The following is a 20,208-nucleotide window of genomic DNA, read 5'->3' on the forward strand; positions in this document are numbered from 1 at the left end:
CTCGATCAGACAAATCCAGTTCTAGTGACAAGAGGACTTCGGGTGGTGCCTACTCGTCTAATGCTAAAGCACGCCGAGGAAAACCTTCGAGTCAAAATAAGGCATCCGATCAACCTAAAGAGAATAGTAAAGTTGTTTTGTTTAACAAACCTTTTCAAGTATTAACACAATTTAGTGATCAAGATGGTCGAGCAACATTAAAAGACTACATAGATATCGAAGGTGTTTATGCAGCGGGACGGCTCGATAGAGACAGTGAAGGATTGTTAGTTTTAACTAATGATGGGGCTTTGCAAAATAAAATAGCGAGTCCAAAACACAAAACCACTAAGTGTTACTGGGTTCAGGTTGAAGGCGCTCCTACAGAAGAACAACTTCAACCATTAAGAGACGGTGTTGAACTAAAAGACGGTTTAACAAAACCAGCAAAAGTACAAAAAATAGCACAACCTGAATTAGTATGGTCAAGAGTTCCACCCATTAGAGAAAGAGCAAATATTCCTACAACCTGGTTAGAGATTACTATTTCTGAAGGTAAAAATAGACAGGTACGACGAATGACAGCCCACATAGGTTTCCCTACCTTAAGATTAATTAGATATAGGGTTGGAAACTGGACGCTGGATGGTATCGATGTTGGAACCTATAAAGTCATCGAAAAACCTTAAAAAGGGCCATTTCGAACTTACTTATTAATAGCGGTTTATGTTAGAATCCGCGCAAATTTTAACTGTCTGGAATAATTTACTGCACCTATGTCTGAGATTTCATCTGAAACGCTAAGCTTAAATGCAACAAAAAAAGTTATCGTTGGTATGTCCGGCGGTGTTGACTCATCTGTTTCTGCCTATCTATTGCAACAGCAAGGGTACCAGGTGGAAGGTCTTTTCATGAAAAACTGGGAAGAAGACGACGATGATGAATATTGCTCAGCGGCTGAAGATCTAAAAGACGCGCAAGACGTGTGCGACAAGTTAGGTATTGAACTTCATACGGTTAATTTTGCATCAGAATACTGGGACAATGTTTTTGAACACTTTTTGGAAGAGTACAAGGCAGGCCGCACCCCGAACCCAGACATCATGTGCAACAAAGAAATTAAGTTTAAAGCCTTTCTTCAATTTTCTGCAGAAATCCTTGGCGCTGACTATATTGCAACTGGCCACTATGTTCGCAGAACTGCTGACGACAATAATACCCAAATGTTACGTGGTCTTGACGACAATAAAGATCAAAGTTACTTCTTGTACGCTATTGGCGAAAAACAAATAGCACAAACGTTATTCCCTGTTGGCGAATTAGAGAAGCCGGAAGTAAGGCGCATTGCTGAAGAACAAGGTTTAGTAACCGCTGATAAAAAAGACTCAACGGGCATCTGTTTCATTGGTGAACGTAAGTTTAAAGACTTTTTACAAAAGTTTTTACCCGCCCAGCCAGGTGATATTGAAACGCCAGAAGGCGAAGTTATTGGTCAACATGAAGGTTTGATGTATCACACATTGGGCCAACGTAAAGGCCTTTTAATTGGTGGTTTAAAAGAGTTTAAAGATCAACCTTGGTTTGTTGTTGATAAAGACGTTAAGCGCAATGTATTAATTGTTGGTCAAGGTAAAAACCACCCTCTTCTGTTTTCTGATGGTCTTGTGGCGAACCAGTTAAATTGGGTAGATGGCAAAGGCCCTCAAAACGCAATGCGCTTAACCGTGAAAACACGCTATCGCCAAGAAGATATACCATGCGCTGTGACGCCAGATTTGGAAAAAGGAACAATAAAAGTCCTGTTTGATACCCCTCAAAGAGCCGTAACACCTGGACAATCTGCTGTCTTTTATGACGGTGATGTATGTTTAGGCGGCGGTATTATTGAGCAGTACTTAAGATAATATGAGCGAACAAATGCGTAACCAAACAATAGCAATGGCTGCGCTTTGTGAAGCAGCCCTGCTCATTCAGCAAGTATCTAAAGGTCAGGCTTTTGATAGCCAAGCAGTAGCGACGTTAGTTGGCGGCATTATGAATACCGCCCCTGAAAATGTTGACCAAGTCTATCCAAACCTAGCGTCTTTAAAACAAGGCAGCTATTTGCTTGTACACCAACTAAGCGGCCAAGCAACGAGTAAAGATGTAGAAGTGACTCGTTATTTGGCTGGCATGATGTCTCTATCAAAAAAGCTTCTTAATAATCAAACTGCATTAACGGGCTTATCAACATCTTTAAAAGAGGTTGAGCGTCGACTGGAACATTTTGACATTACAGACTCATCAATTATTGGTAACTTTGCTGATATCTACAGCAAAAACATCAGCCCTATTGGCCAAAAAATTAAAGTCATCGGCACCCCACAAAATTTAAAACAACCCATTATCCAAAACCAAGTCAGAGCATTATTACTAGCAGGCGTTAGAGCCGCAGTGTTATGGCGTCAAATGGGTGGTAAAAGACGACAATTTATTTTTAGTCGCAATAAAATATTAAAAAGCGCAATTTCATTTAACAACGAATTATCATCAATCAGTTAAGAGGTCATCATGCAACTCTCTGCACTTACAGCAATTTCACCAGTAGACGGACGTTACGGTAGCAAAGCTTCTGAACTTCGCTCAATATTTAGCGAGTTCGGTCTTATTAAGTACCGCGTAGTAGTAGAAGTTCGTTGGTTACAAAGACTATCGAGCATTACTGAAATTGCAGAAGTTCCTGCTTTTTCTAATGAAGCAAATGCAGTATTGAACAAAATTGTTGATGAGTTTTCAGAACAAGACGCACAGCGTATTAAAGATATAGAGCGCACTACCAACCACGACGTAAAAGCGGTTGAATACTTCTTAAAAGAAAAAGTAGCAGACAACGCTGAATTAACGGCCGTTAACGAGTTCATTCATTTTGCTTGTACTTCAGAAGACATTAACAACCTATCACATGGCTTAATGTTAACTGCTGCTCGCGAAGACGTAATCTTGCCATATTGCGACAAAATATTGTCTGAGTTGAAAGTATTAGCTAACGAATACAAATCTATTCCTATGATGTGCCGTACTCATGGTCAGCCTGCTACTCCATCAACGATGGGCAAAGAAATGGCTAACGTTTTCATGCGCCTTAAACGTCAACGCAGCCAAATTGCCAATGTAGAAATACTAGGTAAATTTAACGGTGCTGTTGGTAATTACAACGCTCACCTTTCTGCTTACCCAGAACTAGATTGGCATGGTCAGTCTGAGCAATTTGTAACGTCGTTAGGCTTAACGTGGAACGCATTTACTACACAAATCGAACCTCATGACTACATTGCTGAGCTATTTGATGCCATGGCTCGATTCAATACTATTTTATTAGACTTTGATCGTGACGTTTGGGGCTACATTGCAATGGGCCACTTTAAGCAAAAAACCGTTGCTGGCGAAATTGGCTCTTCAACCATGCCACATAAAGTAAACCCAATTGATTTTGAAAATTCAGAGGGCAACCTTGGAATCGCTAACGCTATATTTGGACATTTAGCCACCAAACTGCCTGTATCAAGGTGGCAGCGTGATTTAACAGATTCAACGGTATTAAGAACCTTAGGTGTGGGTGTTGCTCACTCAATTATTGCATACCAAGCAACGCTTAAAGGTATGAGTAAATTAGAAGTAAACGAGCAAAGCTTATTAGACGAATTAGACAATAACTGGGAACTATTAGCAGAGCCAATTCAAACAGTTATGCGTCGATACGGTATTGAAAAACCGTATGAAAAGCTAAAAGACTTAACACGTGGTAAAAAGGTTAACCAACAAGTTATGGCTGAGTTTATTGATAACTTAGAACTTCCTGACTCGGTAAAAGCTGAACTTAAAACCATGACGCCAGCAAACTATATTGGTGATGCAGAAAAGTTTGTAGCGTTACTAGACTAAACTAACATAATGAAATGTTATTCATCGTATATTAATCCAATGAATAACAAATGATAAAAGCCAGTCAAAAGACTGGCTTTGTTTTTACTGAATAAGGCTAATTGTCATCATGAATATTAATTGGACCAACGTTACACAAGCAGACTTTATTAACTATTATTGGCAACAGAAACCTGTCGTTTTAAAAAATGCTATTGCTGACTTTGCTGATCCAATTGACGCCAATGACTTAGCCGGTTTAGCAATGGAAGAAGTGGTAGAGTCTCGAATTGTTAAACAAACTAATAACAAGTGGAACGTACAACACGGGCCGTTCAAAGAGTTTGATGATTTACCTGAACAAGCTTGGTCTCTTTTAGTACAAGGTGTAGACCGTTGGATACCAGAAATCTATAGCTTAAGAGAACTAGTTAACTTTATTCCTAAGTGGAGCGTTGACGATGTGATGGTTTCTTACAGCGCCATAAGTGGTGGTGTTGGTGCCCATTTAGATCAGTATGACGTTTTTATCATTCAAGGAAGTGGCCAACGACAATGGCAAGTAGGTTCAGTAGATAAAAGCTTGTCTCAAAAAGAAGTTGTGCAAGACTTGTTACAGGTCGATGATTTCAGTCCTATTATTGATGAAGTATTGGAACCGGGTGATATTTTATATATTCCACCTTTTGCTCCTCATTGCGGAGTAAGTTTAGAGCCTAGCCTGAGTTACTCTATTGGATTTCGTGCACCAAGTCAGACAGAATTACTTACTTCTTTCGCTGATTTTATCTATGAAAACGAACAGGGTAAAACTAGATTTGTTAATGAGAATATAAACAATTCAGAAAGCCAAGATAGCTCAACAATGTCAGACTCTACAGTAAATGATCTAAAAAACTTCATGTTAGAGTCATTACAAAACAACCAATTTGAAAAGTTTTTACATCAATTCCTAACGGAGCCAACTAGGGAGTTAGATATCCTTCCAAGTGAACAGGAATGGAGCGAAGAGCAACTTTCGCAATTACTTCAGTCGAGTAATATACGTATTAATAAAGTTCTAGCCTTAAAAACTTCTTACTTTATAGATGATCAAGGTCTGCATTTTTATTGCAACGGTACATATTTTAAACTGATTGATTCACAACAAGAATTTGTAAGTGTGCTACACAGGTCTGAGTCCCTTGACAAATCTAATCTAAAAAGTTCCCTAAACCAATTAGAAAATATTTCACTTTTGACTACACTTATTAATACAGGTTATCTATTTATAGACGAGTAAAAATGAACTACAAAGCTGATAAAGTTTCGTGGAGGAAGTCATCAAAGGAAATTCGCGCCATTCGTGAACAAGTTTTTATTTACGAATATCAATTCCCATTAGAGTCAGAGTTTGACCACCATGACACACATTGCCAGCACGTTTTAGTGCGAGATGAACAAGGTGTCGCTATAGCAACAGGTCGGCTCTGCGACGACGGTAAAATAAGTCGTGTAGCGGTATTAATGAAACACCGCAATATAAAAGTTCGACGACAAGTGATTAAAGAGTTATTGCAGTTGGCTAAAACTAAAGGCCTCAAAAAAGTATACTTTGACTCAAGACTAGATGAAGTTGATAAATATAAGGAACAAGGATTTGTTCCCACAGGCACAGTATACATGGATGCCGGCATTGCTAAGCAACCTTTGATGTGTGCGTTAGAATTATTTAAGATTGCCCCAACCGTACTCCACTAAAACAAAAACCAATATAATGATACTAGTATTCTGCAGTTGCTAGTTTTCTTTTATTTTTCAATAAGCTCCGTCTCTACAAACTTTTAACTTTTACATTCTTTCACTTTGCAATATTACTTCTGCCCTATTCCGTCCTTACCATGGGATATAATCTTTACAATAAAATGTGGTCTAACCAGTAGCCTCTAACGTCAACTAGATTGCTAATTAATACTTCTCTGATAAAGTCCGTGAAAATTATTTATACCTACACATGGAGTTACCGTTGACTGTATTTTCCCAGCCTGAATTTGATAACCATGAGCAAATTGTTTTTGCAAATGATGAAGCGACCGGATTAAGAGCAATAATTGCCGTTCACAATACAAACTGTGGTCCAGCAGTTGGCGGCTGTCGCTTTTGGAACTATGACAATGACGAAGATGCTCTTGTAGACGTATTAAGGTTATCCAAGGGAATGACTTACAAAAACGCTTTGGCAGGTTTAAATTTTGGTGGTGGTAAAGCCGTTATTATCGGTGATCCTAAGAAGTTAAAATCAGAAGCCTTATTTAGAGCTTTTGGTAAAAAACTTAATAACCTAAACGGCACCTATTATTCAGCAGAAGACGTTAATATTACGACCACAGATATCATGCAAGCCTACCAAGAAACAGACTTTGTAGTGGGTTTAGAAGGAAAAAGTGGAAACCCTGCCCCCTTTACAGCTTACGGCACATACCTAGGTATAAAAGCTGCGGTTAAACATAAATTCAACCGTGAAAGTTTAGACGGCCTAACCTTCTCTATACAAGGTTTAGGATCTGTTGGTATGTACCTGTGTAAGAGGCTATTTGAAGAAAATGCCAAACTAATCGTTACCGACATTAATCAAGAGTCTGTCGAGAAAGCGATTTCTGAGTTTGGTGCTACCGCCGTTGGCCTAGATGAAATATATGCAGTGGATGCAGATGTATATGTCCCTTGTGCTTTAGGTGCTACTATAAACGACGACACCATTCCTCAATTGAAGGTTAAAGTTGTAGCAGGGTGTGCTAATAACCAACTGCAATTGCCTATTCATGGAACAAAGCTGAAAGATTTAGGGATTTTATATGCTCCAGACTACGCAATTAATGCTGGGGGAATTATAAATATCTTTTTTGAACAAGACAAAGATGGATACTCTGCAAGCAAAGCTAATAAAAAAGTTGAAGAAATATACGATACCTTGACTGAAATTTTTGTTAGAGCAGATAAAGAGAACAAACCTACACACCAAGTTGCTGATATTCTTGCACAAGAAATAATCAAAAATGGCGGTAAATAGTTTTTCTAATACCTAGCTAAAATATAATTAATGGCAGAAATAAGTCTGTCATTAATTATAAAAAAACAACCCTAAAAACCCTTCCTTACCGCCCATTTTTGTACACTTATCGCATACATATAAAAAAAATAGCCAAAAACGTATAATTTTTAACCATTTCGTTCGCTTTACAACTAGCAAAATTTCTTTTTTCGTTGTAGGTTTAATTTGCCTTTGAAACAAAAACAACTAACAAAGGTACAAAAGAACAACAAAAAGGGAACAAACATGTATAAATTAAAGCCACTTTCCAAGGTATTGAAATATACTTTGCTATCTAGTTTATCGGTTGGTGCAGCAGTGCCAACTCTTGCCTTTGCTGAAGATGACAAAGTTGAAAAAAATATAGAAAAAATTGCTGTTGTTGGTACTCGTGCCGCTCCTCGATCAATTGGTGACTCCCCTGTTCCTGTAGATGTAATCAGTGCAGAAGAATTCAATAAACAAGGCTCTACAGATATGGTTTCTATGCTGCAAACCACTGTTCCCTCGTTTAACGTTAACGAACAACCTATCAACGATGCATCATCATTAGTACGTCCGGCCAACTTGCGAGGCATGGCGGCTGACCACACCCTAGTTTTGGTAAATGGTAAGCGACGACATCGTTCAGCAGTAATTACTTTCCTTGGTGGCGGTTTATCAGATGGTGCTCAAGGACCAGATTTATCAGTTATCCCTTCTGTTGCTATCAAGCAAGTAGAAGTATTACGTGATGGCGCTGCAGCCCAATATGGCTCAGATGCTATCGCTGGTGTTATTAACTTTGTTTTGAACGACGCTTCTGAAGGTGGTCGATTTGAAGTTAAACACGGTTCTTATTACGAAGGTGACGGTGATACTTTACAAGTCGCTGGTAACATTGGCCTGCCTTTGACTGACAAAGGTTTCGCTAACTTTTCTTTCGAATTTAAAGAAGCAGATCCAACAAGTCGAAGTGTTCAACGCGATGACGCAGCATCTCTAATCGCAGGTGGTAATAACTTTGTTGGAGTCCCAGCTCAAGTTTGGGGTAACCCAGAGTTTAAAAATGACGTAAAAGTTTTTGGTAACTTTGGATTAGAGTTATCAAATGATTCTGAAGCATACATGTTTTTGAACTACGCAGAGCGCGAAGTTGAAGGTGGTTTTTACTTCCGTAACCCTCACAACCGTGGCGGTGTGTATGATGGCGGCACTAACGATGATGACCAACAATTGCTTCTCGTTGCTGATTTAACAGCTGACATGAGTGGTAATTGTCCAATGGACATCCAAACTGGTAGCAATGTATTAAACAATCCTCGTTACGTTGATGAAGTAGCAAATAACCCTGATTGTTTTGCTTTCAATGAAATGTTCCCTGGTGGTTTCACTCCTAAATTCGGTGGAAAGATCGTCGACTCATCAATTGCTGTGGGCACAAAGGGTGAGAGTAATGCGTTTATTGACGAGCTAATGTATGACATAAGCTTCTACGCTGGCTCTAATGAAGTTGACTTCATGATTAGCAATACAATCAACCCAAGCTTAGGGCCTGATACTCCTACATCATTTAAGCCGGGTAAATACATTCAGTCTGAGCAATCATTAAATATCGATTTCTCTAAGTACATCGACAACTTTAATGATGGTGCACTTAACGTAGCAGGTGGCTTTGAGTTCCGTCACGAGTCTTATGAAAGCATTGCTGGCGATTATAAGTCTTGGGAAATTGGGCCTCTAGCCGCACAAGGCTTTGGTATTGGTTCAAACGGCTTCCCGGGTTTATCAGCTAAGAGTGCTGGCAAAAATGACCGAGATAGTTTCGCTACCTACATAGACGTTGAATATAACGTTACTGATGACTTTATGTTATCGGGTGCATTACGATTTGAAGATTTCTCAGACTTCGGCAGCACTACAAAGGGTAAATTAGCAGGTCGTTACCAACTTAATGACGAGTTTGCGATACGTGGTGCCTTTAGTACAGGCTTTAAAGCACCTACGATTGGACAATCAACTGTTCGAAATGTAACAACAGCTTTTGGTACTGACGGTGCACTTATTGACAGAGCAACATTGCCACCAACAGACCCGATTTCAGTTCTTAAAGGCGGTACTGCTTTGACACCAGAAGAGTCTGAAGCAATTAGTTTTGGTGTTGTTGCTGAATTAGATAATGGTCTATTTGTAACTGCCGATTATTTCAATATCGATGTGAGTGACAGAATAGCGACTGTTTCTGGTATTAAATTAACGTCAGACGATATTGATTTGCTTCTAGCACAAGGTGTACAAGATGCATCTAGCTTCTCTGAAGTAAGTTACTTCACAAACGACTTTGATACATCTACAGAAGGACTGGATGTTGTAGCAAACTACAGCGCCGACTTTATGGATGGCGAGAACAAGTATGCGTTAGCGTATAACTGGACAAAAACTGAAGTTACACAGCATTCAGAAAACATTTCGACAGAACGTGTTCGCATGATAGAAGAAAACCTTCCTGAGCACCGCTGGAGCTTTACAACTACTCATTCAAATGAGGGTTGGAGAGCAATGGTTCGTGTTAACTACTTTGCTGGTATTTACGAGGATCACTTAGATTCTGCATTACCAATTGAAGATATCAGTGCAGAGTTCACTATAGATGCTGAAGTTGCCTATGATGTAACTGAAAGTTTTGAAGTGATTCTAGGTGCTAAGAACTTACTAGATGAAACTCCAGACGAAAATACAATGTGGGATACTGAAGTTGCAGGTGCTCAATACCCTGTAACATCTCCTATTGGTATTAACGGTGGGTTCTACTACTTAAAAGGTGTTTATAAGTTCTAATTAGAATTAATAAACATAAATACTTTTAGTCTATTAAATTATAAAAGCCCCGATTGGGGCTTTTTTTTATGGCAATTACGTCGCCTATTACTAACTACACATCAATCATAATTTGAAAGCATTTATTCAATCATTATAGTCTTAAAGATTGTAGACATAAAAAAAGCAGCCATATGGCTGCTTTTTTTTGTTGGTTCAATATACGTTAGCTAATGCTACGTTAATTGACTACCAACCTGTTTTTTCTTTTAATGCTTTACCAATTTCAGCTAGTGAACGTACAGTTTTTACGCCCGCAGCTTCAAGAGCAGCAAATTTGTCATCAGCAGTACCTTTACCACCAGAGATAATCGCACCGGCATGACCCATACGCTTACCTTCTGGAGCAGTAACACCAGCAATATAAGAAACAACTGGCTTAGTTACATTTTCTTTAATGTATGCTGCCGCTTCTTCTTCTGCTGTACCACCAATTTCACCGATCATAACAATCGCTTCAGTTTTAGGGTCTTTTTCGAACAACTCTAAAACGTCAATGAAGTTAGTACCAGGAATTGGATCACCACCAATACCAACACAAGTAGACTGACCAAAACCAGCATCAGTAGTTTGCTTAACCGCTTCGTACGTAAGAGTACCAGAGCGAGAAACAATACCTACACGGCCAGGCTTATGGATGTGACCAGGCATGATACCAATTTTACACTCTCCAGGAGTGATTACACCTGGGCAGTTAGGGCCGATTAGACGAACACCTAATGTGTCACACACTACTTTTGCATCAAGCATATCTTGAGTTGGGATACCTTCTGTAATACAAACGATTAGTTTGATTCCAGAGTTAGCCGCTTCTAATATAGAGTCTTTACAGAAAGGAGCTGGTACGTAGATTACAGATGCATCAGCACCTGTTTCAGCAACAGCTTCAGCAACTGTGTTGAATACAGGAAGGTCTAAATGAGTTTGACCACCTTTACCTGGAGTAACACCACCAACCATGTTAGTGCCGTATGCAATAGCTTGCTCAGAGTGGAATGTACCTTGAGCACCAGTGAAACCTTGACAGATTACTTTAGTATCTTTATTAATTAAAACGCTCATTATTTACCCTCTGCAGCTTTAACTACTAGTTCAGCAGCGCTCTGTAAGCTTTCTGCTGCGATGATGTCTACGTCAGAATTCGCTAATACTTCACGACCTTTTTCAGCGTTAGTACCTTCAAGACGAACAACAACTGGCACGTTAACGCCAACTTCTTTAACCGCACCAATAATACCTTCAGCGATCATGTCACAACGAACAATACCACCAAAGATGTTTACTAGAACTGCTTTAACATTGTCATCAGATAAAATGATCTTAAATGCTTCAGCAACACGCTCTTTAGTCGCGCCGCCGCCTACATCTAGGAAGTTTGCTGGGCTGCCACCGTTAAGGTTAACGATATCCATTGTACCCATTGCAAGACCCGCACCGTTAACCATACAGCCAACGTTTCCGTCTAGAGCTACGTAGTTAAGTTCCCATTTTGCAGCATCAGCTTCACGCGCGTCTTCTTGCGAAGGATCGTGCATTTCTTTGATGTCTGGGTGACGGTAAACAGCATTGCTATCGATAGCTACTTTAGCGTCTAGACAATGTAAGTCACCAGCTGGTGTGATAACTAAAGGGTTAACTTCAATTAATTCAATGTCTTTTTCTTTGAAAAGCTTAGCTAGACCCATGAAGATCTTAACAAACTGACCTATTTGCTTACCAGAAAGGCCTAATTTAAATGCTAAGTCACGACCTTGATAAGGTTGTGCACCTACTAATGGATCGATTGTCGCTTTAAGAATCTTTTCTGGAGTTTCTTCAGCAACTTTCTCAATCTCAACACCACCTTCTGTAGACGCCATGAATACGATACGACGGCTAGAACGGTCTACAACAGCACCAAGATATAACTCTTGGTCAATGTCAGTACATGTTTCAACTAAGATACGGGTAACTGGTTGGCCAGCAGCGTCTGTTTGATAAGTAACTAGACGTTCGCCTAACCACTTTTCAGCAAATGCTTTAATTTCGTCTTTAGTTTTTACTAGTTTAACGCCACCCGCTTTACCACGGCCACCGGCGTGTACTTGCGCTTTAACTACAAATTCTGTTCCGCCGATTTGGTCAGCTGCTGCTGCCGCTTCCGCTGGAGTCTCGGCTGCGATGCCTTTAGATACAGGAAGCCCGTATTGAGCAAACAATTGTTTGCCCTGATATTCATGCAAATTCATGATGTTCTATCCATCTCTGTTATAAGTAAAAGGCTACACTACTTATGCAGCCATAATTAACAAGCGGGGCTATTATAGTTAACCCCTCAATTAGTGCAATAAAAGCTAGGTTAAATTACCGATTATTGCGTTAATTTTCGCGTAATTAGATATCTAGTAGTAATCGAGCAGGATCTTCTAGTAACTCTTTAACTGTTACTAAGAAACCAACTGACTCTTTACCGTCTACTAAACGGTGATCGTAAGATAGAGCTAAGTACATCATTGGTAAAATTTCAACTTTACCGTTTACCGCCATAGGACGATCTTGGATTTTATGCATACCCAAAATAGCTGTTTGCGGTAAGTTAATGATTGGTGTTGATAACAGTGACCCAAATACGCCACCGTTTGTGATTGTAAAGTTACCACCTTGCATTTCTTCAACTGTTAGCTTTCCGTCACGGCCTTTTAGGGCTAATGCACGAATGCCATTTTCAATTTCAGCAAAGTTCATTTTATCGCAATCACGTAAAACTGGAGTAACAAGACCACGTGGAGTTGATACCGCAATACTAACGTCAAAGTAGTTGTGGTAAACAATATCATCACCGTCAATAGAAGCATTAACTGCAGGGAATCGTTTAAGTGCTTCAACTACTGCCTTAACATAGAAAGACATAAAGCCTAGACGAGCACCATGGCGCTCTTCAAATACGTCTTTATATTGTTTACGAAGGTCCATGATTGGTTTCATGTTGATTTCGTTAAACGTTGTTAACATCGCTGTTGAGTTTTTAGCTTCTAACAGGCGATTTGCAATTGTTTTACGTAAACGAGTCATTGGAACACGTTTTTGCGTTCTGTCGCCTGTTGGTGCTTGAACAGCGGCTTGTGGTGCTGGTGCAGATTTCGCTGGTTTGCTTGCGTTACTTGCAAACGTTTCAACGTCTTCTTTAGTAATTTTACCGTTTTTACCAGACCCTTTAATTTTGCTTGCGTCTAAGCCTTTCTCAGAAACTAAACGACGGACAGAAGGAGACATTACTTCATCTCCAGATTCTGCTTCGCTATCGCTTTCTGAGCTAGTTGATGCTGCTGGTGCGGCTCCGCCTGCTGTGATTTCTGCGATATCTTGTTCGCCAAGAACCGTATCGCCTTCACCATTAGTTATCTTGCTGATAACGCCGGCTTCTGGTGCTACAACTTCTAAAACCACTTTATCAGTTTCGATATCAACTAAGTTTTGATCGCGTTCAACGGTGTCACCTTCTTGAACATGCCAAGTAGCAATTGTCGCATCTGCAACAGACTCAGGAAGAACTGGAACTTTAATCTTTACAACTGTCGTTTCTTTAGTTTCTTTAGTTGCTTCAGCTTTTGAGCTGTCTTTTTTAGGTGCTTCACTTGATGCTGGCGCAGTATCTGCTGCTCCAACTTTTGCAATAACTTGCTCACCTAAAACGGTAGCACCCTCTTCTTCTAATATTTCAGTAATAACACCGTCGTCTGGTGCAACTACTTCTAACACAACTTTGTCTGTTTCAATGTCAACTAAGTTCTGGTCACGAGATACTTTATCTCCAACCTTTACGTGCCAAGTAGCCACTGATGCGTCTGCAACTGATTCAGGTAATACTGGAACTTTAATTTCAGTAGTCATGGTTAATCCTTGAGATTATTTAATCGTTAATGCGTCGTTGACCAACGCTTGTTGTTCTTTAGCATGGACAGAAGCATAACCTACGGCTGGAGAAGCTGATGCTACTCGACCTGCATAAGTTAGGTTTGCGCCCGATGGAATTGAATTCCAGAAATGGTGTTGACTACAATACCAAGCACCTTGGTTTTGTGGTTCTTCCTGACACCATACAAAATCTTTAACATGGCTATACTGCTCAATAACCTTGTCCATCTCTTCATGAGGGAATGGATAAAGCTGTTCAACACGAACAATTGCCACATCGTTTTGCTCATTCTTACGACGTTGCTCAAGCAAATCGTAATAAACTTTACCTGAACAAAATACCACTCTCTTAACATCTTTAGGCACAATATCATCTATCTCGCCAATAATGTTTTGATAAGTGCCTTCCGCTAGTTCTTCCATAGTAGAAACAGCTAAAGGATGACGTAACAATGATTTAGGAGTCATAACAATCAACGGTCGACGCATAGGTCTGATTGATTGACGACGGATCATGTTAAATACTTGAGCTGGTGTAGTAGGTACACATACCTGCATATTGTGGTCAGCACAAAGTTGTAGGAATCTTTCAAGTCGAGCTGACGAGTGCTCAGGCCCTTGGCCTTCATACCCGTGCGGCAGTAACATAGTAAGTCCGCATAAACGTCCCCACTTTTGCTCACCTGAACTGATAAACTGATCGATTACAACCTGAGCTACGTTTGCAAAGTCACCAAACTGTGCTTCCCAAATTACTAGTGAATCTGGTTCTGCAGTGGCATAGCCATACTCAAATGCTAATACACCCACTTCTGATAATACGGCGTCATAAATCTCAAAGCGACCTTGGTCTTCTTTTACATTTTCTAACGGTGTATAAGTAGAAGCGTCTTCTTGGTTATGTAATACAGCATGACGGTGGAAGAAAGTACCACGGCCAGAATCTTGACCTGTAAGGCGGATGTTTGTGCCTCGGTCTACGATATCAGCATAAGCTAGTGTTTCTGCAAAACCCCAGTCTAGTTTTTTATCGCCATTAAGCATCTTAATACGTTCGTCGTATTGTTTTTTAACACGCGAATGTAATTTGTGGCTTTCAGGGTAGCTAGTAATCTTCGCACCTAGGTCTTTCAACTTTTCAAGTTCAATTGACTTGGCATAGTCAATATCCCAATCATGACCTAAGTAAGGCGCCCAATCAGCAGAATGCTGTGTCATAGGACGCTTTTCTTCTACCGTACACTCACCTTTATCTAGGATAGCTCGATAGTCATCCATTAACCCTTTCACTTCGTCATCAGAGATGGCATTTTCGCCTTTCAACTGTTCAACATATAAAGCTCTAGGTACTGGATGCTTTTTAACTTTTTTATACATAAGAGGCTGAGTTGCGCTTGGCTCATCTGCTTCGTTATGACCATGACGTCGGTAACAAACTAAGTCGATAACAACATCACGGTTAAATTTATTGCGATAATCAACGGCTATTTGAGAAACCAACGCAACTGCTTCAGGATCATCAGAATTAACATGAAGAATTGGCGCCTGAACCATTTTAGCAATGTCAGTACAATACTCAGTTGAGCGAGTATCTTCACTGTTTGATGTTGTAAAGCCAACTTGGTTATTTACAACAATACGAATGGTTCCGCCTACTTTATACGCTCTAGTTTGAGACATATTAAAGGTTTCTTGCACCACGCCCTGACCTGCGATTGCAGAGTCACCGTGAACGGTAATAGGCAATGCCTTTAAACCAGTTTCACAACCTCGACGGTCAAGACGAGCCCTTACAGAACCCATAACAACCGGGTTAACAATCTCTAAGTGAGACGGGTTGAAGGCAAGTGCTAAGTGAACATTGCCACCTGCAGTTTCAAAATCTGACGAATAGCCTTGGTGATATTTAACGTCACCCGCTGTAAGATTTGGGTCTACTTTGCCGCCAAACTCTTCAAATAATTCACCCGCTTTTTTACCAAGAACATTCACAAGAACGTTAAGTCTGCCTCGATGGGCCATACCAATAACGACTTCTTTTTGACCTTGTTCACCAGCTGCGTGAATAATTTCTTTAATCATCGGAATTAGCGCATCACCGCCTTCCAATGAAAAGCGTTTAGCGCCAGGAAATTTAGCACCTAAATACTTTTCTAAACCATCTGCGGCTACTAGGCCTTTTAGAATACGAGTCTTAATTTCTTTGGAGAAAGATGGTTTACTTTTAATTGATTCAAGCTTTCCTTGAATCCAACGTTTCTCATCTGTGTCCGTTATGTGCATATACTCTGCACCAATAGAACCACAGTAAGTTTGTTGAAGTGCTTGGTAAAGATCGCCTAGAGGCATTTTATCTTTACCTACAGCAAAAGAACCAACATTAAACTCTTTAGACTTATCAACATCCGCTAAATCGTGGTGTTCAAGAGACAGTTCTCGAACCTTCTCTCTATCCCAAATGCCTAATGGATCGAGATTAGCGTTTTGGTGACCTCTAAAGCGAAACGCGTTGATTAGCTGTAACACTTTTACTTGTTTTTCATCAGCTTGATCTGCCGCAGAAACCGCGACGCGATCTTTGGTTTTGGCAAGCTGAGCAAATAAGTCACGAACTTCTGAATGCTTTGTTTCAACCGACACGCCTTGAACTTTTGGCAGTTGATCAAAAATTTCACGCCATTCATCACCAACTGACGTTGCATCATCTAAGTACAGTTCATACATCTGCTCAACATATACCATGCTGTTAGCTGATAAGTGTGAACTATCTAGCCAAGTTTGCATAACACCTTCGTGCATTAGATATATATCCTTGTAAGTCTTAACGACTTTTTATTACAAAAATTAAAATAAAAAAGAGCCCTTCCAAGTAAATGGAACGACTCTTAGTGTTTAAAGTATAACCGCTGGACACTCTGCCAAGATTAGACTGACCTCTGCAACAACATTGATTTAATATGACCAATCGCTTTTGTTGGGTTTAAACCTTTAGGACAAACATTAACGCAGTTCATGATACCGTGGCATCTGAATACACTAAATGCATCATCCAAATCGGCTAAACGCTCGTCCGTTGCAGTATCACGGCTGTCGATTAAGAATCGATAAGCGTGTAACAAACCTGCAGGTCCGATAAATTTATCTGGGTTCCACCAGAACGATGGGCATGAAGTTGAACAACATGCACATAAAATACATTCATATAATCCGTCTAACTTGTCACGCTCTTCAATAGATTGAAGGTGTTCACGCGCAGGCGGTTGTTTATCATCGTTAATTAGGAACGGCTTAACTTTCTCGTATTGAGTGTAGAACTGAGTCATGTCAATTACAAGGTCACGTACTACAGGTAAACCAGGTAATGGACGAACTACAATAGTTCCTTTACCTAAAGCTGAAAGTGGCGTGATACAAGCCAAACCATTTTTGCCATTCATGTTCATGCCATCAGAGCCACAAACACCTTCACGACAAGAACGACGATAAGCTAACGTTGGATCCTGCTCTTTTAATAAATTAAGAGCATCTAAAACCATCATGTCCTGACCTTCTTCAACTTCAAGTTGATAGTCTTTCATGTATGGTGCGTCATCAACGTCAGGGTTATAACGGTATACTGAGAAATTCAAAGTTTTCATAATTCGTTATTTACCTTATTAATAAGTTCGCGCTTTAGGCGGGAACGCTTCGCGGTATTTTGGTGACATATTAACATCACGCTTGCTCATTTCTTCAGAGTTTGGATCATAAACGCTGTGACATAACCAGTTTTCATCATCACGGTCTAAGAAATCTTCACGGCTGTGAGCACCACGGCTTTCTGTACGGAAGTTAGCGGCAACAGCTGTTGCGTAAGCAGTTTCCATTAAGTTATCTAACTCTAAACATTCAATACGCTGTGTATTAAACTCGCTAGAATTATCAGAAAGTTTCGCATGTTTTAAACGTTCACGAATTTCTTTAAGTTCAGCTAGACCTTGTGCCATCGCTTTACCTTCACGGAATACCGAGAAGTTAAGTTGCATACAGCTCTGTAGATCTTTCTTAATTTGTACTGGGTCTTCACCGTCTTTGTTGTTTTCCCAACGGTTGTAACGTTCTAGAGCTGCGTTAATATCGTCTTCAGAAACGTCAGTTGCGCCTTTACCTTCACCTAGATATTTTTCTAGGTATTGGCCTGCAGCACGTCCGAATACAACTAAATCAAGCAGTGAGTTACCGCCTAAGCGGTTTGCACCATGAACAGATACACATGCAATTTCACCAACAGCAAATAGACCTTCAACTTCTTTAAATGAGCCATCTTCTGCTTTAGTTAAAGCTTGACCATTTACGTTAGTTGGTACACCACCCATCATATAGTGACAAGTTGGGATTACTGGAATTGGTTCATCTGCAGGATGTACGTGTGCAAATGTTTTAGATAATTCACAAACACCTGGAAGACGCGATTCGAGCGTTTCACGACCTAAATGGTCTAGCTTCAACTTAAGATGTGGACCTTGAGGACCATCACAGCCACGACCTTCACGAATTTCAGTCATCATTGAACGTGCAACAACGTCACGAGACGCTAGGTCTTTCGCGTTTGGTGCGTAACGTTCCATGAAGCGTTCGCCATCTTTATTTAACAGATAACCACCTTCACCACGACAACCTTCTGTTACCAATGTACCTGCACCAGCTATACCCGTTGGGTGGAACTGCCACATTTCCATATCTTGTAACGCAACACCGGCACGAACTGCCATACCAACACCGTCACCAGTATTAATATGTGCATTAGTAGTTGAAGCATAAATACGGCCTGCTCCACCTGTTGCTAGAACAGTTGCGCGAGCTTTGAAGAAAACAACTTCGCCGCTTTCAATATCTATCGCGGTACAACCTACAATCGCACCATCTTGATTTTTAACTAAATCAAGTGCGTACCATTCGCTGTAAACGGTTGTTTTATTTTTAACATTTTGTTGATACAACAAATGTAATAATGCATGTCCAGTACGGTCAGCAGCAGCGGCAGTACGAGCAGCTTGCTCTCCACCGAAGTTTTTAGACTGGCCACCAAATGGACGTTGATAAACAGTACCGTCTTCGAAGCGAGAGAAAGGTAAACCTTTGTTTTCCATTTCTAAGATTGCTTCTGGGCCTGTTTTACACATGTATTCAATTGCATCTTGATCACCGATAAAGTCTGAGCCTTTAACAGTGTCATACATGTGGTATTCCCAGTTATCTTCGTGCGCATTACCTAATGCAACTGTAATTCCGCCTTGAGCAGAAACAGTATGAGAACGAGTTGGGAACACTTTAGAGATCAAGGCACATGACTGCCCTGATTCAGAAATTTGCAATGCGGCACGCATACCCGCGCCACCTGCACCGATTACTACGGCATCAAATTCTCTTACAGAAATACTCACTACACACCCCACAAAATAAATAGACCGGCAACAACGTAAGCCAAACCTATAGTATTAAGAATAAAGCTTAACACTACGCGAACTGTCGCATTCTTCACATAATCTGTTAGCACTTGCCACAAACCAATGCGAGTATGAACCCAAATACATAGCAAAGTAATAAATGTGAATATCTTCATGCCTAAATTGGCAAATAAACCAGACCATATGTCATAAGTCATCTCTGGTGTCGATAAAAACACATATAAAATAAAGAACGTGTAAGCTGTCATCAGTAACGCAGTAGCGCGCAACGATACGTAATCTTGTACACCGTCTCTTTTTAAAGAAGCTTGATTGATTACCATATCCATACTCCAGCTAATATTACTGTTACAATCCAAATAGCAATCGCCAATTTGGCACTTAGGTTACCTGACTCCAACTCTTCCCAGTGTCCCATATCCATTACTAAGTGACGTAAGCCACCAATAATATGGTAAGAAAGTGCTGCCAATGTACCAATCGCAATAATCTTACCGATTACGCCTTGCATTAGCTCTTTAGCTAATTCAAAACCTTCAGCAGATTGAAGAGAAATGGCCCAAACTACGATAACGAAGATCAGAGCGAAGAACATTGCTACACCAGTTACACGGTGAAGAATTGACGCATTCGCCGTAGCTGGCATTGAAATGGTAGTCAGATCTAGATTTACAGGTCTTTGTTTTTTCACGATTACATGCCTATCAGAGCTGTTTATTTATAGAGTATACCGTTGAAGTACACCAATGGTTTTGTCGAGCTTGAAATTTTTTAATTATTCTAAATAAAGCTCAATAACAGTACCTGCATACGAGTGCAGTACATGCAGTATATATAGCGATTTCAGATATATCAATTTCTGTTTAAATTTAACGTGTTAAAGCGCAATAATTATACACCTCATTTGAAGTAGTGAATAATAATTGAACATTTGTGCAATAAAATTGACTTTTTACTCTACTTTAGAGTTACAATGGCGTGATTTTTTTAATGACTTATTTAATTATTTCATTTTCTTCTATACTGATGACTATGATTAATTAAAACAACTACATATTCGAG

At 40.0% G+C, this 20,208-nt stretch carries 16 protein-coding genes; 8 read left to right on the top strand and 8 right to left on the bottom strand.

The genetic code is table 11. From position 1 onward, the window contains the following. Positions 1-137: 137 nt before the first annotated feature. The 8 genes from ABD009_RS01770 (at position 138) to ABD009_RS01805 (ending at position 9,766) form a co-directional block, all read left to right on the top strand. Positions 138-668, top strand: coding sequence for a pseudouridine synthase (locus ABD009_RS01770; protein WP_343822441.1), 531 nt, complete (start codon positions 138-140; stop codon positions 666-668). An 87-nt stretch (positions 669-755) separates the two neighbouring features. Next, complete coding sequence (gene mnmA, locus ABD009_RS01775) at positions 756-1,883, top strand: tRNA 2-thiouridine(34) synthase MnmA (RefSeq protein ID WP_343822315.1); 1,128 nt, start codon at positions 756-758, stop codon at positions 1,881-1,883. Position 1,884: 1 nt separating this feature from the next. Continuing rightward, positions 1,885-2,520: a high frequency lysogenization protein HflD gene (gene hflD, locus ABD009_RS01780; RefSeq protein ID WP_343822316.1), complete on the top strand. Its 636-nt coding sequence runs from the start codon at positions 1,885-1,887 to the stop codon at positions 2,518-2,520. Positions 2,521-2,529: 9 nt separating this feature from the next. Continuing rightward, the gene (gene purB / locus ABD009_RS01785) at positions 2,530-3,900 is read left to right on the top strand and encodes an adenylosuccinate lyase (protein WP_155694989.1); all 1,371 of its coding nucleotides are present in this window, start codon (positions 2,530-2,532) and stop codon (positions 3,898-3,900) included. Between the two features lie 109 nt (positions 3,901-4,009). Further along, positions 4,010-5,161, top strand: a complete 1,152-nt coding sequence (locus ABD009_RS01790) for a cupin domain-containing protein (protein ID WP_343822317.1) — start codon at positions 4,010-4,012, stop codon at positions 5,159-5,161. A gap of 2 nt (positions 5,162-5,163) precedes the next feature. Continuing rightward, complete coding sequence (locus ABD009_RS01795) at positions 5,164-5,619, top strand: GNAT family N-acetyltransferase (RefSeq protein ID WP_155694993.1); 456 nt, start codon at positions 5,164-5,166, stop codon at positions 5,617-5,619. A gap of 265 nt (positions 5,620-5,884) precedes the next feature. Next, positions 5,885-6,928 carry a Leu/Phe/Val dehydrogenase gene (locus ABD009_RS01800; RefSeq protein ID WP_343822318.1) on the top strand — a complete coding sequence of 348 codons (1,044 nt, stop codon included), beginning with the start codon at positions 5,885-5,887 and terminating at the stop codon, positions 6,926-6,928. 267 nt (positions 6,929-7,195) lie between these two features. Then, positions 7,196-9,766: a TonB-dependent receptor plug domain-containing protein gene (locus ABD009_RS01805; protein WP_343822319.1), complete on the top strand. Its 2,571-nt coding sequence runs from the start codon at positions 7,196-7,198 to the stop codon at positions 9,764-9,766. A gap of 228 nt (positions 9,767-9,994) precedes the next feature. Here the strand turns inward: ABD009_RS01805 and sucD are convergent, their stop codons facing one another. From sucD to sdhC, 8 genes are all read right to left on the bottom strand, one after another. Further along, positions 9,995-10,867, bottom strand: a complete 873-nt coding sequence (sucD, locus tag ABD009_RS01810; protein WP_155694998.1) for a succinate--CoA ligase subunit alpha — start codon at positions 10,865-10,867, stop codon at positions 9,995-9,997. Then, positions 10,867-12,033, bottom strand: a complete 1,167-nt coding sequence (gene sucC / locus ABD009_RS01815; protein WP_343822320.1) for an ADP-forming succinate--CoA ligase subunit beta — start codon at positions 12,031-12,033, stop codon at positions 10,867-10,869. Before sucC ends, sucD begins: the two co-directional genes overlap by 1 nt. A 145-nt stretch (positions 12,034-12,178) precedes the next feature. Then, positions 12,179-13,675, bottom strand: coding sequence for a 2-oxoglutarate dehydrogenase complex dihydrolipoyllysine-residue succinyltransferase (gene odhB, locus ABD009_RS01820; RefSeq protein WP_343822321.1), 1,497 nt, complete (start codon positions 13,673-13,675; stop codon positions 12,179-12,181). A gap of 15 nt (positions 13,676-13,690) precedes the next feature. After that, positions 13,691-16,498: a 2-oxoglutarate dehydrogenase E1 component gene (sucA, locus tag ABD009_RS01825; protein WP_343822322.1), complete on the bottom strand. Its 2,808-nt coding sequence runs from the start codon at positions 16,496-16,498 to the stop codon at positions 13,691-13,693. Between the two features lie 125 nt (positions 16,499-16,623). Next, the gene (locus tag ABD009_RS01830; RefSeq protein ID WP_155695006.1) at positions 16,624-17,337 is read right to left on the bottom strand and encodes a succinate dehydrogenase iron-sulfur subunit; all 714 of its coding nucleotides are present in this window, start codon (positions 17,335-17,337) and stop codon (positions 16,624-16,626) included. Between the two features lie 18 nt (positions 17,338-17,355). Beyond that, complete coding sequence (gene sdhA / locus ABD009_RS01835) at positions 17,356-19,122, bottom strand: succinate dehydrogenase flavoprotein subunit (protein WP_343822323.1); 1,767 nt, start codon at positions 19,120-19,122, stop codon at positions 17,356-17,358. Beyond that, on the bottom strand, positions 19,122-19,469 hold the full coding sequence (sdhD, locus tag ABD009_RS01840) for a succinate dehydrogenase, hydrophobic membrane anchor protein (protein WP_343822324.1): 348 nt from the start codon (positions 19,467-19,469) through the stop codon (positions 19,122-19,124). The genes sdhA and sdhD overlap by 1 nt, the downstream gene beginning before the upstream one ends. Continuing rightward, positions 19,463-19,837 (bottom strand): succinate dehydrogenase, cytochrome b556 subunit, encoded by a 375-nt coding sequence (gene sdhC / locus ABD009_RS01845; protein ID WP_330997719.1) that lies wholly within the window; start codon positions 19,835-19,837, stop codon positions 19,463-19,465. The genes sdhD and sdhC overlap by 7 nt, the downstream gene beginning before the upstream one ends. Positions 19,838-20,208 lie beyond the last annotated feature (371 nt).

It is taken from the genome of Psychrosphaera haliotis, assembly GCF_039523615.1.
GTDB lineage: Bacteria > Pseudomonadota > Gammaproteobacteria > Enterobacterales > Alteromonadaceae > Psychrosphaera > Psychrosphaera haliotis.

What these genes read in the sequence shown, in the direction of transcription:
- mnmA (WP_343822315.1), top strand. Translation starts at nt 756, where the DNA reads ATGTCTGAGATTTCATCTGAAACGCTAAGCTTAAATGCAACAAAAAAA.
- hflD (WP_343822316.1), top strand. Translation starts at nt 1,885, where the DNA reads ATGAGCGAACAAATGCGTAACCAAACAATAGCAATGGCTGCGCTTTGT.
- purB (WP_155694989.1), top strand. Translation starts at nt 2,530, where the DNA reads ATGCAACTCTCTGCACTTACAGCAATTTCACCAGTAGACGGACGTTAC.
- ABD009_RS01790 (WP_343822317.1), top strand. Translation starts at nt 4,010, where the DNA reads ATGAATATTAATTGGACCAACGTTACACAAGCAGACTTTATTAACTAT.
- ABD009_RS01795 (WP_155694993.1), top strand. Translation starts at nt 5,164, where the DNA reads ATGAACTACAAAGCTGATAAAGTTTCGTGGAGGAAGTCATCAAAGGAA.
- ABD009_RS01805 (WP_343822319.1), top strand. Translation starts at nt 7,196, where the DNA reads ATGTATAAATTAAAGCCACTTTCCAAGGTATTGAAATATACTTTGCTA.
- sucD (WP_155694998.1), bottom strand. Translation starts at nt 10,867, where the DNA reads ATGAGCGTTTTAATTAATAAAGATACTAAAGTAATCTGTCAAGGTTTC.
- sucC (WP_343822320.1), bottom strand. Translation starts at nt 12,033, where the DNA reads ATGAATTTGCATGAATATCAGGGCAAACAATTGTTTGCTCAATACGGG.
- odhB (WP_343822321.1), bottom strand. Translation starts at nt 13,675, where the DNA reads ATGACTACTGAAATTAAAGTTCCAGTATTACCTGAATCAGTTGCAGAC.
- sucA (WP_343822322.1), bottom strand. Translation starts at nt 16,498, where the DNA reads ATGCACGAAGGTGTTATGCAAACTTGGCTAGATAGTTCACACTTATCA.
- ABD009_RS01830 (WP_155695006.1), bottom strand. Translation starts at nt 17,337, where the DNA reads ATGAAAACTTTGAATTTCTCAGTATACCGTTATAACCCTGACGTTGAT.
- sdhD (WP_343822324.1), bottom strand. Translation starts at nt 19,469, where the DNA reads ATGGTAATCAATCAAGCTTCTTTAAAAAGAGACGGTGTACAAGATTAC.